General features: G+C 71.0%; 15 protein-coding genes and 1 rRNA gene. 11 read left to right on the plus strand and 5 right to left on the minus strand.

Features of this window, described 5'->3' with window-relative positions; all coding sequences use genetic code 11:
• Positions 1-176 precede the first annotated feature (176 nt).
• The 4 genes from rrf (at position 177) to pnuC (ending at position 3,396) form a co-directional block, all read left to right on the plus strand.
• Positions 177-293: ribosomal RNA gene (gene rrf / locus ESP51_RS08710) — 5S ribosomal RNA — on the plus strand.
• 93 nt (positions 294-386) lie between these two features.
• Entirely contained in the window at positions 387-2,282 is a 1,896-nt protein-coding gene (locus ESP51_RS08715) for a thioredoxin domain-containing protein (RefSeq protein ID WP_129520518.1), read from the plus strand.
• A 47-nt stretch (positions 2,283-2,329) separates the two neighbouring features.
• Positions 2,330-2,737 carry a DUF3054 domain-containing protein gene (locus tag ESP51_RS08720; protein ID WP_241843074.1) on the plus strand — a complete coding sequence of 136 codons (408 nt, stop codon included), beginning with the start codon at positions 2,330-2,332 and terminating at the stop codon, positions 2,735-2,737.
• Positions 2,734-3,396: a nicotinamide riboside transporter PnuC gene (gene pnuC, locus ESP51_RS08725; RefSeq protein ID WP_129520519.1), complete on the plus strand. Its 663-nt coding sequence runs from the start codon at positions 2,734-2,736 to the stop codon at positions 3,394-3,396. Before ESP51_RS08720 ends, pnuC begins: the two co-directional genes overlap by 4 nt.
• A 40-nt stretch (positions 3,397-3,436) precedes the next feature.
• On the opposite strand, the gene ESP51_RS08730 is transcribed toward pnuC, so the two are convergent.
• Entirely contained in the window at positions 3,437-3,766 is a 330-nt protein-coding gene (locus tag ESP51_RS08730; protein WP_129520520.1) for a hypothetical protein, read from the minus strand.
• Positions 3,767-3,900: 134 nt separating this feature from the next.
• Here ESP51_RS08730 and ESP51_RS08735 point away from each other — a divergent pair, with 134 nt between their 5' ends.
• From ESP51_RS08735 to ESP51_RS08750, 4 genes are all read left to right on the plus strand, one after another.
• Positions 3,901-5,511, plus strand: coding sequence for a DUF7059 domain-containing protein (locus tag ESP51_RS08735; protein ID WP_129520521.1), 1,611 nt, complete (start codon positions 3,901-3,903; stop codon positions 5,509-5,511).
• A gap of 92 nt (positions 5,512-5,603) precedes the next feature.
• Positions 5,604-6,536, plus strand: a complete 933-nt coding sequence (locus tag ESP51_RS08740; protein WP_129520522.1) for a DnaJ domain-containing protein — start codon at positions 5,604-5,606, stop codon at positions 6,534-6,536.
• A 56-nt stretch (positions 6,537-6,592) separates the two neighbouring features.
• Positions 6,593-7,915 carry a M18 family aminopeptidase gene (locus ESP51_RS08745; RefSeq protein WP_129520523.1) on the plus strand — a complete coding sequence of 441 codons (1,323 nt, stop codon included), beginning with the start codon at positions 6,593-6,595 and terminating at the stop codon, positions 7,913-7,915.
• A 113-nt stretch (positions 7,916-8,028) separates the two neighbouring features.
• Positions 8,029-8,541 (plus strand): rhodanese-like domain-containing protein, encoded by a 513-nt coding sequence (locus ESP51_RS08750; protein WP_129520524.1) that lies wholly within the window; start codon positions 8,029-8,031, stop codon positions 8,539-8,541.
• Positions 8,542-8,631: 90 nt separating this feature from the next.
• On the opposite strand, the gene ESP51_RS08755 is transcribed toward ESP51_RS08750, so the two are convergent.
• The 3 genes from ESP51_RS08755 to ESP51_RS08765 form a co-directional block, all read right to left on the minus strand.
• A complete protein-coding gene (locus ESP51_RS08755; RefSeq protein WP_129520525.1) occupies positions 8,632-9,519 on the minus strand; it encodes a sulfurtransferase in 888 nt (295 codons plus the stop codon).
• A gap of 102 nt (positions 9,520-9,621) precedes the next feature.
• On the minus strand, positions 9,622-9,819 hold the full coding sequence (locus ESP51_RS08760; RefSeq protein ID WP_129520526.1) for a hypothetical protein: 198 nt from the start codon (positions 9,817-9,819) through the stop codon (positions 9,622-9,624).
• A gap of 85 nt (positions 9,820-9,904) precedes the next feature.
• On the minus strand, positions 9,905-11,296 hold the full coding sequence (locus tag ESP51_RS08765) for an L-serine ammonia-lyase (RefSeq protein ID WP_129520527.1): 1,392 nt from the start codon (positions 11,294-11,296) through the stop codon (positions 9,905-9,907).
• Between the two features lie 138 nt (positions 11,297-11,434).
• Between ESP51_RS08765 and ESP51_RS08770 the strand changes: the two genes are divergently transcribed.
• On the plus strand, positions 11,435-12,490 hold the full coding sequence (locus ESP51_RS08770; protein ID WP_164990468.1) for a GNAT family N-acetyltransferase: 1,056 nt from the start codon (positions 11,435-11,437) through the stop codon (positions 12,488-12,490).
• Positions 12,491-12,507: 17 nt separating this feature from the next.
• On the opposite strand, the gene ESP51_RS08775 is transcribed toward ESP51_RS08770, so the two are convergent.
• A complete protein-coding gene (locus ESP51_RS08775; RefSeq protein ID WP_129520529.1) occupies positions 12,508-12,936 on the minus strand; it encodes a GNAT family N-acetyltransferase in 429 nt (142 codons plus the stop codon).
• Positions 12,937-13,061: 125 nt separating this feature from the next.
• On the opposite strand from ESP51_RS08775, the gene ESP51_RS08780 reads away from it, so the two are divergent.
• On the plus strand, positions 13,062-13,298 hold the full coding sequence (locus ESP51_RS08780) for a helix-turn-helix domain-containing protein (protein WP_129520530.1): 237 nt from the start codon (positions 13,062-13,064) through the stop codon (positions 13,296-13,298).
• A complete protein-coding gene (locus ESP51_RS08785) occupies positions 13,291-13,779 on the plus strand; it encodes a Clp protease N-terminal domain-containing protein (RefSeq protein WP_129520531.1) in 489 nt (162 codons plus the stop codon). The genes ESP51_RS08780 and ESP51_RS08785 overlap by 8 nt, the downstream gene beginning before the upstream one ends.
• Positions 13,780-13,803 lie beyond the last annotated feature (24 nt).

A 13,803-nucleotide genomic window follows, 5' to 3' on the forward strand; every position in this document is an offset into this window, starting at 1 on the left:
AAGATTGCTCGCGTCCACTCTGTGGTTCCCTTCAGACGGAAACAGACCACAACATAACTCAACACAGCACCACCCTGCCCACAACCTGACAACGACCCCGGTCGTTTCCCGGTTGTCGGGCGGGTCACCGAGACCACACACCCCACCACCACGTTGGCAGTGGGTGTGGCTAGAGTTTCGGCGGCCATAGCGCGAGGGAAACGCCCGGACACATTCCGAACCCGGAAGCTAAGACTCGCAGCGCCGATGGTACTGCAGGGGCGACCCTGTGGGAGAGTAGGACACCGCCGGACATTATTTCGAAGAGGGCCGCCCAAGGTTGGGCGGCCCTCTTTGGTTTAAGGGTTCTTCCCCCTGCTGCCGCATACCCCACGTACGCTGAACAGATGGGGAACCGTCTCGCCGATGCCATGAGTCCGTACCTGCGGGCCCACGCCTCGAATCCTGTGGACTGGTATCCGTGGGGTGAGGCCGCATTCGCTGCCGCCCGCGAACGCGACGTTCCCGTGCTCGTGTCCATCGGCTACGCGACGTGCCATTGGTGCCATGTCATGGCGCGCGAGAGCTTCAGCGACGACGTCGTCGCCCGAATGCTGAACGAGCGGTTCGTCGCGATCAAGGTCGACCGCGAGGAGCATCCCGAGGTGGACTCGAGCTACCTCGCCGCCGCTTCCGCGTTCACTCGGGAGCTCGGATGGCCGCTCACCGTCTTCGCCACGCCAGAGGGGCGCACGTTCTACGCCGGCACGTACTTTCCGCCGCAGGCGATGCGCGGCATCCCGTCGTTCTCCCAGGTGCTCGCCGCCGTCGACGAAGCCTGGCGCGAGCGCCGCGAGCAGCTCGACGAGACGGCCGTCGCCGTCGCCGATGCGCTGGCCGAGGCATCCGGGGCCGAGACTGAAGGCGAGCTCCCCTCGACCGATCAACTCCAGGATGCGGTCGAGTTCCTGGCGGCCGATGAGGACCGGGTCCATGGTGGATTCGGCACCGCGCCGAAGTTCCCGGTCGCGCCGGTTCTCGGTTTCCTCGTCGACGCCGGGCCTCGAGCGCGCGAGCTCGCCGCACGCACGCTCAAGCTCATGGGAGCGTCGCCGTTGCGCGACGCCGTCGAAGGCGGGTTCTTCCGCTACGCGACCCGAGCGGACTGGAGCGATCCTCACTACGAGCGGATGCTCACCGACAATGCCCAGTTGCTCGGCGTCGCCGCACGGATCGCGCAGCGGGATCCCGAGGCGCAGTGGGCTGCCTCGCTCGCGCGAGGGCTTGTCGCCTTCCTGACTGAGCGCATGCAGCTCCCCGGCGGCGCATTCGCGAGCGCGCAGGACTCGGAGAGCACCATCGACGGCGTGCGGAGCGAGGGCGGGTACTACCAGCGGGACGCCGCGGGGCGCGCCGGACTCGATCCGCCGGCGCTCGACGAGAAGGTGCTCACGGGCTGGAACGGCCTCGCGATCGAATCTCTCGCGCGGACCGCGTTCGCGTTCGACGACGCCGTTGCCCTCGACGCGGCACGGCGCGCGGCGGACTTCCTCCTCGAGCATCACCTGCCGGTCGAGGGTCGTCTCGTGCGAGCGTCGCTCGGCGGCGTCGCCTCGGCCGCGACGGCGACCCTCGAAGACACCGGGATGCTCGTCAACGGACTGTTGGAGCTCTCGGTGGCGACGGGCGAGGTCGTCTTCGCCGTCAAGGCCCGGGAGCTCCTCGATGATGCCATCGCGGCAGCCGATCGTGCGCCGAACCCCGGGAGCGTTCCGTTCGCCGCGCCAGGCGGCGCCGACCCCGTGCTCGCCGCGCGCGGCCTCACGATGCCGGCCGACCCGGCGGAAGGAGTCACGCCATCGGGAGTCACCGCGTGCGCGGATGCCGCGTGGAAGCTCTACCTGCTCGGTGCCGGCGATCACTACCGCGAAGCCGCTGAAGCGGCGATGCGGGCTGTAGCCGGAATCGCGCTCTCGCGGCCCATCGCCTTCGGCGGTGCGCTCGGCCTCATGGCCCGGCTCGCGGTTCCGATCGTGCAACTCGTCACCGTCGTGCCCGACCCGTCGGACGAGGCTGGCGAGCCAGAGGCGGCGGTCATCGCGGCGACGCGGCGGCACGAGGCATCCGTCTCGACCATCGTCACCGAGTCGCAGGCGCGCGCCTTCGCCGATGCCGGCTTCGAGCTGTTCGAGGGCCGCACCGCGCACGGCGGCGCGCCGGCCGCCTATCGCTGTCGCGCCTTCGTGTGCGCGATGCCGGTGGATGACCCTGACGCGCTCGAATCGCTTGCGGCGACACCGTGAGCGTCGCCGGACGGCGTGTCTCGCCTCGTGGTCCTTACGATGGGAGCATGAGTGAACGAAGGCGCCCCCGTATGGGAACGATCGTGATGGCGGCGCTCCTCGACCTCGTGCTCGTGCACGTGTTCGTGACGATCGGGCGCACGAGCCATCATGAGTCGCTGGACATGGCGGGCATCGGCAGCACGGCGTGGCCGTTCATGGTGGGCCTCGTCGCCGGTTGGCTGGTGAGCCTCGCGTGGCGGCATCCGCTCGCCGTCTGGCCGACAGGAGCCGTGATCTGGGCCGTCACCCTCGGCGCCGGGCTGCTCCTCCGGGTCGCGTCTGGGCAGGGCGTGCAGTTCGCGTTCGTGCTCGTCGCCGCGATCACCCTGGCCGTGTTCCTCCTCGGCTGGCGCCTCGTGGCTGTGCTCGTGATGCGGCGCTCCCGACGCCGAGTCGAAACCATGGCCCGATGAACCCGATCGAGTGGCTCTTCGACGCGGAGCTCGTGATCGGCGACCAGATGATCCTGTGGCGGGAGATCGTCGGAAACCTGTTCGGCCTCGCGAGCGCGCTCGGCGGATTGCGCCGCAAGGTCTGGGCGTGGCCCGTGGGGATCGTGGGCAACGCCCTGCTCTTCACGGTGTTCCTCGGCGCCGTCTTCGACACCCCGAATCCCGTGAACCTGCTGGGGCAGGCCGGCCGGCAGCTCATGTTCATCGCCGTGTCGGTCTTCGGCTGGATTCGCTGGTCGCAGCACCGCCACGTGAGCGCGAACGCCGTCGATCCGCGCTGGGCGAGCGGCCGCACCCGGATCCTGCTCGGTGCGGCACTCATCGGCGGCACCCTCGTGCTCACGCCGGTGTTCCAGGCCCTCGGCTCGTTCGAGCCCGTCTGGGCCGACGCGTGGATCTTCATGGGCTCACTGCTCGCGACGTGGGGGATGGCGAAAGGGTGGACCGAGTTCTGGCTCATCTGGGTCGCCGTCGACATCGTCGGGGTGCCGTTGCTCGTGAGCGCCGGCTATTACGCCTCGGCCCTGCTCTACCTGTTCTATGGGGCGTTCACGATCTTCGGCTTCATCACGTGGATGCGCGTGCAACGGCGGCAGCTCGTGCCGGTGGTCGGGGCCTGAAGCGACGTGGACTGAGCTGAGCCGGCCCGGCCTCAGAGTGCTACCAGGCGGGTACGCGGTCGAGCACCGACCAGACCGCCGAGCTCAACTCGGGGTGCTCGAGCGCGATCTCGCGCAGCAGGTCGTATTCGAAGCGGGCGGCCTCGCCCTCGCGCGCGGCAGGGTGATAGGCGCGTGCCCGTGCCGGGCTCCATCGCTCGGAGTGCAGTCGCTCCTCGCGGAGTGTCGCGACGACCTGCTCGTCGACCGACGGCAGCTCGGGCAGGAACACCCAGGGATCTTCGCCGAGACGGCAGCGCAGTTCGATGAGCGCTGAGAGTTCGTCTCGCGCATGCTGTCGCAGCAGCTCGAGTGTCGATGCCTCAGCCATCCGCGACCTCCCCTCGCTGTCTCGATCGTAACCAACGCTACGTGCACCGTATGACGAAGGGGTTACACGCGCCGGTCCGACGTGTACGGCAGGTGACGGCTGGGTGACGATGTCTCGTGCGCTTGAATGGACGGATGAGCACCGAACGTGGCATCCGGCCGAGCGCAGCACGCACGACCGACCTGCTGCCGCGACTCCGCTCCGACCTCACCCGCGCGAAGTTCACGGTCGGCTCGCTCGAAGAGCTGTGGGGAGCGGATGCCGCGGCGGCGCTGCATCGCGGCGAGCGAGTGCCGGCACGCCGCGTGCTCGATGCGCGCCGGGCCGAGCACGGTGCCTCCGCCGACCTCGCGACGCTCGCCGAGCTGTTCGTGCTCGGATTCGACGTGCCGCGCTCCGAGGCCGAGCACGCGTTGCCGGCGCTCGGCGTGGATGGTGCCACGGAGCTCGGGCTGCTCGCGCCCGCCGGTGCTGCCGACCCGGTCGGCGATGCCGCGACTGCGCTCGACGCGGCATCCGTTCGCGCTGCACTCGACCTCAGGCCGTACACGTTCACCGATGCGGTCGGCACGGTCGAGTGGTGGATCCTCTCCGACCTGGGCGAGCTCGCGCTCGGCCATGCCCTCGGCGAGCACCACGTGCTCGGCGTTGGCGGTGCGTCGATGACGCTCAGCGGCCTGATGCTGCCGACTCCCGCGGCGCGAGTGCTCGACCTCGGCACCGGGTGCGGGATCCAGGCGATGCACGCCACGCGGTTCTCCGCTCACGTCGTGGCGACCGACATCTCGGAACGGGCCCTCCGTCTTGCCGGTCTCAACGTCGAGCTCAACGGCATCGACGGCGTCGAGTTCCGCCACGGCAGCCTCTTCGAGCCCGTTGCGGGTGAGCGGTTCGACCGGATCGTGTCGAACCCGCCGTTCGTGATCACGCCGCGAGTCGTCGGCGTTCCCGAGTACGAGTACCGCGACGGCGGAATGGTGGGTGACGCGCTCGTCGAAGCCGTCGTCCGTGACGCGGCCGCGCACCTCGAGCCGGGCGGTGTTGCGCAGCTGCTCGGCAACTGGGAGTATCGGGCCACGGATGACGGACTCGAGCGTGTGCGCGAGTGGGCCGGCGGGCTCGACCACTGGATCGTGGAACGCGAGCGGCAACGCATCACCGAGTACGCCGAGACCTGGATCCGCGACGGCGGCACGCGGCCGGGCACCCCCGACTTCGACCGGCTCTACGAGGCATGGCTCGACGACTTCGACGCGCGCGGGGTGCGCGAGATCGGGTTCGGGTACGTGCTGCTGCGACGCCCGGCCGCCGCCCGTTCCGTCGCCCCGCTGGCGCGCCTCGAGCGCCGGCACGGCGCGCTGGGGAACGATGATGCTCCGCTCGGGGTGCACTTCGCCGCGTGCCTCGACGCGCACGACCGCCAGGCGGCGCTCGGCGACGAGGAGGTCGCCGCGCTGCGGCTCACCGTGGCCGGCGACGTCACCGAGGAGCGCCATTTCTGGCCCGGCGACGAGCATCCGACCGCGATGCTGCTGCGCCAGGGCGGCGGCTTCGGACGCACGATCGGGCTCGACACCGGCCTCGCCGCGCTCGTGGGCGCGTGCGACGGCGAGCTCCCCGTCGGCGCGATCATCGACGCGGTCGCGCAACTGCTCGACGTCGACGAGTCGGAGCTCGCGGCCGAGCTGCTGCCCGCCGTGCGCGGGCTCATCGACGACGGGATCCTGCTGCTGCCGGCCGAATGACGTGGCGGCGCGGCATCCGTGTGAACGGCACGGCACGGCGATCACCGAGCTGAGCGGGGTATTCTCGTGGACGCACATTCGAAAGCGAGCCCATGCCCGACAGTCCGCTCTCCGCCTCACCATACGAGGTGCTCGGCGTGCCATCCGACGCGGATGCCGCCGCACTCCGCCTCGCCTACCGGCGAGCGCTCCGCAGCGCGCACCCCGACACCGGCGGCGACACCGCACGCTTCGACGCGGTGCAGCGCGCATGGGAGCTCGTCGGCACGCCCGAGGCGCGAGCCGCGTTCGACCGGGGATCCCGCGGCGGTGCACCGGCGCCGACCCGTGAGGCCTGGGCGCCGGCCGCACCGAAGGCCCGCCGCGACTCGCGCCCGCTCTCGCGCTCCTACGGTCACCCCGGAGGGCTCTCTCGCGAGCGATACCTCGGGCTCATCCGCGAGTGGGCGGGCCGGGGGGTGCAGCTCGAGGATCCGTACGACCCGGCGCTCGTGCGCGGCGCGCCTCGCGACATCCGTCACGTGCTCGCTGACGCCCTCGCCGAAGAGGCGACCGCTCGCTCGCTCGCGACCCTCGGCATCGCCTACACGGTCTGGCATGACGTGGCGACGGATGCCGCGGGCCCCGGGCAGCCCCCGAAACTCGATCACCTCGTGCTCGGGCCGACGGGCCTGTTCGCGATCCAGTCCGAGGACTGGGGCGGCCCCGTGACGCTCCGCCGCAACGAGCTCGTCGGCGAGGCGCTCGACGGCGAGCGGCCGATCCGTGCCCTCGCGGCTCGCGCGAAGGCAATCGGCCGGGCGGCCCGCGTGAAGCCGACCGCGCTCATCGTGGTCGTGCCCGACGACCACGCCGAGGAGCCGCTCGAGGTCGGCGGCAGCATCCGTGGCGCCGTCGTCGCCCTCGTGCAGCGGTCTCGGCTCGCGAGCGCCGTGCGCGAGGGATTGCCGGGCTCGGCGCACCTCGGAGGCACCGAGGTCATGGAGGTGCGCTCGCGCCTGCAGGCCGTCGTGCGCTTCGCCTGATCGGCCGAGCGGCGCGCAGACTCGCCCTCGACCGCCTCGGGGTGTTGGATGGGAGGATGCCCGCACCCCACAGCGAGACCGACACCAACGCCAGCACCGACACCGACGCCTACGTCTCCGACTTCGCCCGGTTCATCGGCGCCGCGCCATCGTCGTACCACGCGGCCGAAGAGGTGGCGCGACGGCTCGAGGAGGCCGGCTTCGAACGGCTCGACGAGCGCGACGACTGGCCGGCGGGAACTGGTCGGCGCGTGGTCGTACGCGATGGCGCCGTCATCGCCTGGGTGCAGCCAGAGGGGGCGACCGCAACGACGCCGTTCCGGATTGTCGGCGCCCACACCGACTCGCCGTCGTTCAAGCTGAAGCCGAACCCGACGTCCGAGGGAGCAGGCCTCCTGCGTGCGGGCGTCGAGGTCTACGGCGGACCGTTGCTGAACTCCTGGCTCGACCGCGAACTCGAGGTCGCGGGGCGAGTCGTCACCCGCGACGGGGTCGAGCACCTCGTGCGCTCCGGGCCGATGCTGCGCATCCCGCAACTCGCGATCCATCTCGATCGCGGCGTGAACGACGGACTGAAGCTCGACAAGCAACTCCACACGCAGCCCATCTGGGGTGCAGCGGCGGATGCGCCGGGCGCCGAGCTGCTGGCACGGGGATTCGCCGAGTCGGGCGTCGCCGTCGACGACATCGCCGGCTGGGACCTGCTCCTCGCCGACACTCAGCCGCCGGCGCGCTTCGGGCTCGACGAGGTGTTCTTCGCGGCGGGCCGCATGGACAACCTGAGCTCGGTGTATGCAGGCCTCGTCGCGCTGCTCGAGGCATCCGCCGCCGGGTCGGATGCCGCCCCGCACCTCAGCGTGCTCGCCGCGTTCGACCACGAGGAACTCGGATCGGAGTCGCGGTCGGGCGCAAGCGGCCCGTTCCTCGAGGATGTGCTCGCCCGCGTGTCGGCCGGCCTCGGGGCCGACCCGACCGAGCGCCGCCGAGCGTTCGCGGACTCATGGCTGCTCTCCTCGGATGCGGGCCATGCGGTGCACCCGAACTACCCCGAACGCCATGATCCCGCCAATCGGCCCGTGCTCGGCGGCGGCCCGCTCCTGAAGCTCAACGCCAACCAGCGTTACGCGAGCGACGCCGTGGGTGCGGCACTCTGGGCGCGGGTATGCGAGCAGGCGGGCGTGCCGACGCAGCCGTTCGTCTCCAACAACGCGATCCCGTGCGGCTCCACGATCGGGCCGCTCAGCGCGACGCGGCTCGGCATCCGCACCGTCGACGTGGGCGTGCCCCTGCTCTCGATGCACTCCGCCCGCGAGCTCGCCCACGTCGACGACCTCGCCGCGCTCGGCGCCGCGGCCACCGCGTTCTTCGCGCCGGCCTAGGAGAGCCCGCGCCCGACCGGACGCGGCATCCGGGTGCGACGCTGGCGGAATTTCGCGGCACGGCGGCGCGATTTCACGGGTGGCCGCGGCGGTCGCACTGCAAGGGTGGAGACATGACCCAGACCACCACCCTCGCCGCATCCGCCCTCTTCGAGCACGTCGCCTCACAGAGCGACGCCGTCGCACACTTCCGCGGCCGGCTCGGCTTCGAGTCCGACGTCTCCGACGTCGCCGCCGGGCTCGCCGAGGCAGAACCGGGTTTCGTGCTCGTCGACGCACGAAGTGATGAGTCGTGGGCCCAGGGGCATGTGCCGGGAGCGATCCACCTGCCCTGGCGCCGCATCGCCGCCGAGGCATCCGAGCGGATCCCTTCGGGCACGCCCGTCGTCGTCTACTGCTGGGGCCCTGCATGCAACGGCGGCACGCGCGCTGCGCTCGAGTTCGCGCTCCTCGGACACCCCGTGAAGGAGATGCTCGGCGGCTTCGAGTACTGGGCGCGCGAGGGCTTCGCCTACGACACCGCCGACGGCCCCGCGCAACTCGCGCCCGACGCGCTCACGAACGTGACTCCTGCAGGGCTCGCGGGCGGAGCCGTCACCGACGGCGCGATCACCTGCGCCTGCTGAGCCGGCGCGCTGGACTCGGGCGGGCGGTCATCGGGCGGGACACCGATGACTGCCCGTCCGTCTCTGCATTACCGAGCGAGGCGCCGGCCTTCAGCCCGCGAGGGTGACGAGGGGAGCGTCGTCGTCGGCCGCCCACTCCTCGAGGGAGCCGTCGTAGATCGCGATGTCCTCGTGGCCGGCCAGGTGCAGTGCGAGTGCTGCGCCGGCGGCGGCGATGCCGGCACCGCAGTACACGATCGTTCGAGGTCGCTCGGATGCCGCGGTCTCGACGCCCTGCAGCCGCTCGCCGAGCGCGTCGCCCCGCAGGAATGCGCGCGACTCGCGGTCGACGAGCGTCGACACGGGCACGCTGACGCTCCGCGGGATGTGACCGCGTCGCGGCCGTCGGCCCGTCTCGCCACGGAACTCGCTCGCGGGCAGGGCGCAGATGAGCGCGGCATCCGATTCGCCCGCGACGACCTGCTCGACCTCGGCCTTGTCGGCCCAGCGTTCGGGGCGCTCGTCGAGCGTCAAGCGGCCGGCGGCGCGGGGCTGCTGGTACCCGTCGTCGACGGGGCGGCCCTCGGCCCGCCACCTGGCGAGGCCGCCGTCGAGTACGGCGACCCGTTCGACACCGGCTGAGCGGAGCAGCCACCAGAGCCGAGCGGCCCATTGCCCGATCGCGGAATCGTAGACGACGACGGTGACGTCATCGTCGATGCCCGCCCCTCGAGCCGCGGCCTCGAGCTGGGCGGCATCGGGCCGGGCGAACGTCAGGCCGGCCGCCGGGTCGGAGAACTCCTCGAGCAGGTCGGCGAACACCGCGCCCGGCACATGGCCTTCGATGAGGTACTCGTCGAGGCCGCTCAGCCAGCGGAACCCGGCGTCGGTCTCGACTCCGAGCACGGTCGCGTCGACGACGACGAGTGCCGGGTGTTCGAGGTGGTCGGCGAGCCATTGGGGCGAGACGAGCGCGGAGCCGGGTTCGAGAGCGGTCATGGCGCCACGCTAGCCGGGAGCTGTGGATCGCGCGCCCGACGGCGCAACAGGCCGTAACCCGCCCAGACGGTGTGAATGCCGTCGGTGAACGGGTTCGGTGCGTCAGCGCAACTGTCCGCGGCGACTCTCGAGCCACACGGTGTGCTCGCGGAGTCCGTTGCGAACCGCGGCTTTCATGATCAGGTAGCCGATCCAGAGCGAGAGTGCGAGGACGCCGAGGTAGACGACGATGCCGATGATGAGTCCGACGAAGCCGGCACCGAGAAGGGAGTCGAGATTGGGGGCGGGGGCGGTGTTCATCTGCACACCATGGCAGATGACGAGGGGTCAGCGCGAGGCTCCGGACCGTCCCCGACCGGGGGGCACCCCTGCTGCAATGCAGCGCTCAGCACTCGATGACGTTCACCGCGAGGCCACCCTCGCTCGTCTCCTTGTACTTCGTCATCATGTCGAGCCCGGTCTGGCGCATCGTCTCGATGACGGTGTCGAGCGAGACGAGGTGCGTGCCGTCGCCGTGCAGCGCGAGCCGAGCCGCCGAGACGGCCGTGGACGCGGCGATCGCGTTGCGCTCGATGCACGGCACCTGCACGAGGCCGCCGACGGGGTCGCACGTGAGGCCGAGGTGATGCTCCATGGCGATCTCGGCGGCGTTCTCGATCTGGCGTGGGGTGCCGCCGAGCACGGCGCACAACGCCCCGGCCGCCATGGCGCACGCCGAGCCGACCTCGGCCTGGCATCCGCCCTCTGAGCCCGAGATCGAGGCGTTCTTCTTCACGAGCGAGGCGATCGCCGCCGCCGTGAGGAGGAAGCGGCGGATGCCGGCGGCATCCGCTCCCGGGACGAATCGCAGGTAGTAGTGCCCGACGGCCGGAATGATGCCCGCCGCGCCATTCGTCGGCGCCGTCACGACCCGACCCCCCGAGGCGTTCTCCTCGTTGACGGCGAGGGCGAAGGCGTGCAGCCACTCGGTCGACGTGTCGCGGTGGTGGCTGGCACTGGCGTGCTCGTCGCGGTCGTATTCCTCGAGCCGGCGTCGCACCTCGGGCGCACGCCGCTTCACGCGGAGGCCGCCGGGCAGCGTGCCGTCGGTCGCGAGCCCGCGCGAGACGCACAGCGCCATCGCGGCCCAGATCGCGTCGAGACCTGCGTCGATACCGGCTTCGCCGTGCACCGCGATCTCGTTCGAGCGGGCGATGTCGCAGAACGAGACGCCGTGCTCGTCGCAGAGCTCGAGCAGTTCGGCGGCATTGGAGTAGGGCAGCGGATGCCGCAGTGCCTCCGACTCGTGCGGGGCATCGCCCTCGCGGCGGATGAAGCCGCCTCCGACGGAGTAGTACGTCTCCTCGGCGAGCGGGAGCGCATCGTCGGCGCTCCACGCCTGCAGCGTCATCGCGTTCGGATGCCCGGGCAGGCGAGTGCGCGGTTCGAGGCTGACGTCGTGCTGCGCCACGGTGATGGGATGCCGGCCGGCGAGGCGAACCTCGGCACCGTCGTCGCCGAGTCGGGACCAAGCGCCGCGTACCTCATCGGGATCGCACTCGTCGGGCCGGAGCCCAGCGAGGCCTGCGACCACCGCGTCGGGCGTGCCGTGGCCGAGCCCCGTGGCGCCGAGCGAGCCGTAGAGCGAGCACGTGACGCGGCTCACGCGGTCGAGGAGACCGGTGTCGTCGAGGTGCTCGGCGAAGGCCCGCGCCGCCCGCATCGGGCCCACGGTGTGCGAACTCGAGGGGCCGATCCCGATCGAGAAGAGATCGAGGGCTGAGACGAACGCTGTCACGCTCCCAAGGCTACGACCCAGCAGGCGCACGCATCCGGCGTCCCATCGCAGAATCGTGCGCCGCGAGCGTCGAGACGGTCGGACGCGAGCGCATCTAGGCTGGAAGCGATCCCCATGAATGCATCATCACGTCGCCCCTTGCCCGAAATCCGCCACATCCTGCCGCACGAGTCGACCGTCGAAGCCGAGCTCATCGAGCGCGCCTTCGCCGCCGGGCCCTACGGCCACCTGCCGAAGAGCGCCGAGCGGCGTTACTTCGAACGCGACACCGCCGGCAGGGCGGCATCCGGAGCCGTGCTCGTCAGTGTCGACGACGACGGCCGGGTGACGGGCACAGCGAGCGTGCTACGTGCTGCGACGCCGTACTCGAGAGTCGCGGTGCCCGGCGAGGCCGAGATCCGCTTGCTCGCCGTCGATCCCGCCACCCAGGGCGCCGGCCTCGGCGAGGCCCTCATGCGGGCGAGCCTCGAAGCGGCGCTCGAGTGGGGTGCCGACGCGCTCGTGCTCGACACCGGCGCGGCGAACACGCGCGCCCAGGCGCTGTACGAGCGGTTGGGGTTCGACCGCGTGCCCGCGCGTGAGGCCGCTGTGTCGTCGGTCGAGGTCGAGGCCCTCGTCTACCGGTATGCGCTCCAGCAGCGCGACGATGTTCGGGTGCGGCTCATGCGCGACGACGAGGCCGAGTTCGTCTCCGAGCTCGTCGAATCCGCCTATGCCGTCGACTTCACGTTGACCGACGACTATCGCGCGTCGATCGCGGCGGTCGGCGAGCGAGCCCGCGACCACCAGGTCTGGGTGGCGACGGATGCCGCGAGCGGCGCGCTCCTCGGCACCGTCTCGACTCCCCGCCCCGGTGGGGCGATCTCCCCGCTCGCGCGCGGGGGCGAGCTCGACTTCCGGTTCCTCGGCGTCGCAGCCGAGGCGCGGCGGCGCGGCATCGGCGCGCTGCTCGTCGATCACGTGCTGCTGCTCGGCCGCCTCCGCGGCGTGCGCCGCGTCGTGCTGAACACCGGCCCTGAGATGGTCTCCGCGCAGCGACTCTACGACCGGCTGGGGTTCGAGCGACTCCACGAGCGCGAGTACCACTTCACGCGCTCCGACGGCTCGAGCTTCCTCATGCTCGCGTATGGGCGCGAGTCGGACGACGCGACGGACGCGGCGACGGGTGCCGCGTCGAAGACCAGTGCCGCCTGATCCTTTTCTGTGTGCGGTCAGCGGGTCGCGGCGCCCATGCGGGCCATCCACTGTTCGGGCTGGTCGAGTGACCTGAAGCCGAATCTCTCGTAGAGACCGTGGGCGTCGGCGGTCGTGAGCGCGATGCGTTTCAGGTCGAGCGGGGCGAGCTCGTCGATGACGCCCTCGATGAGGGCGATGCCGATGCCGCGTCCACGTGCCTCGTTCGCGACGAACACGTCGCAGAGCCAGGCGAACGTCACACCGTCGGTGATGACGCGGGCATAGGCGAGCTGTTCACCGGTGTCCGTGTCGTAGACGCCGTAGTTGCGGGAACCGTCGATCGCGGCATCGTGCGTTTCGCGCGTGCGGCCGGTCGCCCAGTACGACTCCTCGGCGAGCCAGACGTGCACGCGGTCTCGGTCGAGGCGAGACGGATCGGCGGAGAACTCGAGAGTGGGCGGCACACCTCGATCACATCTCGGACGATCGCGCGGGTCAAGATGCCGATTCCCGATCCTTGGCCTGCTCCGGCCGGCCGAGTCAAGCAACTCAAGTTGACAAATGGCACTAGGCAACTTATGTTGCTTATATGACCCCGCACATCCCAGAGCCGACCGGAGCCGAAGCAGACGACCTCGCAGCCGTCGTCGCGTTGCGCGAACTCGCCGACCGTCTCGAAGACGCCGCCGTCGAGCGCGCGATGCGCGCCGGCTGGAGTTGGAGCCAGGTCGCCGAGGCACTCGGCGTCACCCGGCAGGCGGTGCACAAGAAGCACTTGCGGCGTCTGGAATCCGCGGGCATCGAACTGAGGAGGCGCAATGCCTGAGCAACTGCACGAAGATCTCGGCGTGAGCTTGAAGGCCGTCATCATTCGCGCCATCGACGAGGCTGCACGGCGCGGCGCGACCAAGGTCGAGGCCGAACACCTGCTGCTCTCGATCGCCGCGAGCGGGGATGTCGCGGCAGGCATCCTCGCCGACGCCGGACTCGACTACGCCGGAGTCGAGGGGGCGCTCCGTGGCGAGCGCGAGCACGCGCTCCGCTCCGCGGGCGTCGAACCCGTCGCCGAGGAGCGGTTGCGAGCCACCGGCAACTCGCGCCCCGCTTGGGGAGCGTCGATCCGTGAGGCGCTGAAGCGCGGCAACTTCACGGCGCGCCGCGACCGGAGCCGTGCCGAGCGCGAGCGACTCGCCATCGCCGACAGCCTCATCGGGGTGCTCCGCGCCGACCTCGGCACCGTGCCCCGTGCGCTGGCCTATGCGGGCGTCGACCGCGCCGCACTCATCACCCGGCTCGAACAGCTCTGACATCGGCAGAGCCGGACGAACTCG

Origin of the sequence: Agromyces albus (genome assembly GCF_004134825.1) — a bacterium.
In the GTDB taxonomy this organism is placed as follows: Bacteria; Actinomycetota; Actinomycetes; order Actinomycetales; family Microbacteriaceae; genus Agromyces; species Agromyces albus.

Bases quoted from the DNA above. Each gene is read 5' to 3' on its own strand.
- pnuC (WP_129520519.1), top strand. From the start codon at position 2,734: ATGAACCCGATCGAGTGGCTCTTCGACGCGGAGCTCGTGATCGGCGAC.
- ESP51_RS08740 (WP_129520522.1), top strand. From the start codon at position 5,604: ATGCCCGACAGTCCGCTCTCCGCCTCACCATACGAGGTGCTCGGCGTG.
- ESP51_RS08730 (WP_129520520.1), bottom strand. From the start codon at position 3,766: ATGGCTGAGGCATCGACACTCGAGCTGCTGCGACAGCATGCGCGAGAC.
- ESP51_RS08750 (WP_129520524.1), top strand. From the start codon at position 8,029: ATGACCCAGACCACCACCCTCGCCGCATCCGCCCTCTTCGAGCACGTC.
- ESP51_RS08720 (WP_241843074.1), top strand. From the start codon at position 2,330: ATGAGTGAACGAAGGCGCCCCCGTATGGGAACGATCGTGATGGCGGCG.
- ESP51_RS08735 (WP_129520521.1), top strand. From the start codon at position 3,901: ATGAGCACCGAACGTGGCATCCGGCCGAGCGCAGCACGCACGACCGAC.
- ESP51_RS08745 (WP_129520523.1), top strand. From the start codon at position 6,593: ATGCCCGCACCCCACAGCGAGACCGACACCAACGCCAGCACCGACACC.
- ESP51_RS08755 (WP_129520525.1), bottom strand. From the start codon at position 9,519: ATGACCGCTCTCGAACCCGGCTCCGCGCTCGTCTCGCCCCAATGGCTC.
- ESP51_RS08715 (WP_129520518.1), top strand. From the start codon at position 387: ATGGGGAACCGTCTCGCCGATGCCATGAGTCCGTACCTGCGGGCCCAC.
- ESP51_RS08760 (WP_129520526.1), bottom strand. From the start codon at position 9,819: ATGAACACCGCCCCCGCCCCCAATCTCGACTCCCTTCTCGGTGCCGGC.
- ESP51_RS08780 (WP_129520530.1), top strand. From the start codon at position 13,062: ATGACCCCGCACATCCCAGAGCCGACCGGAGCCGAAGCAGACGACCTC.
- ESP51_RS08785 (WP_129520531.1), top strand. From the start codon at position 13,291: ATGCCTGAGCAACTGCACGAAGATCTCGGCGTGAGCTTGAAGGCCGTC.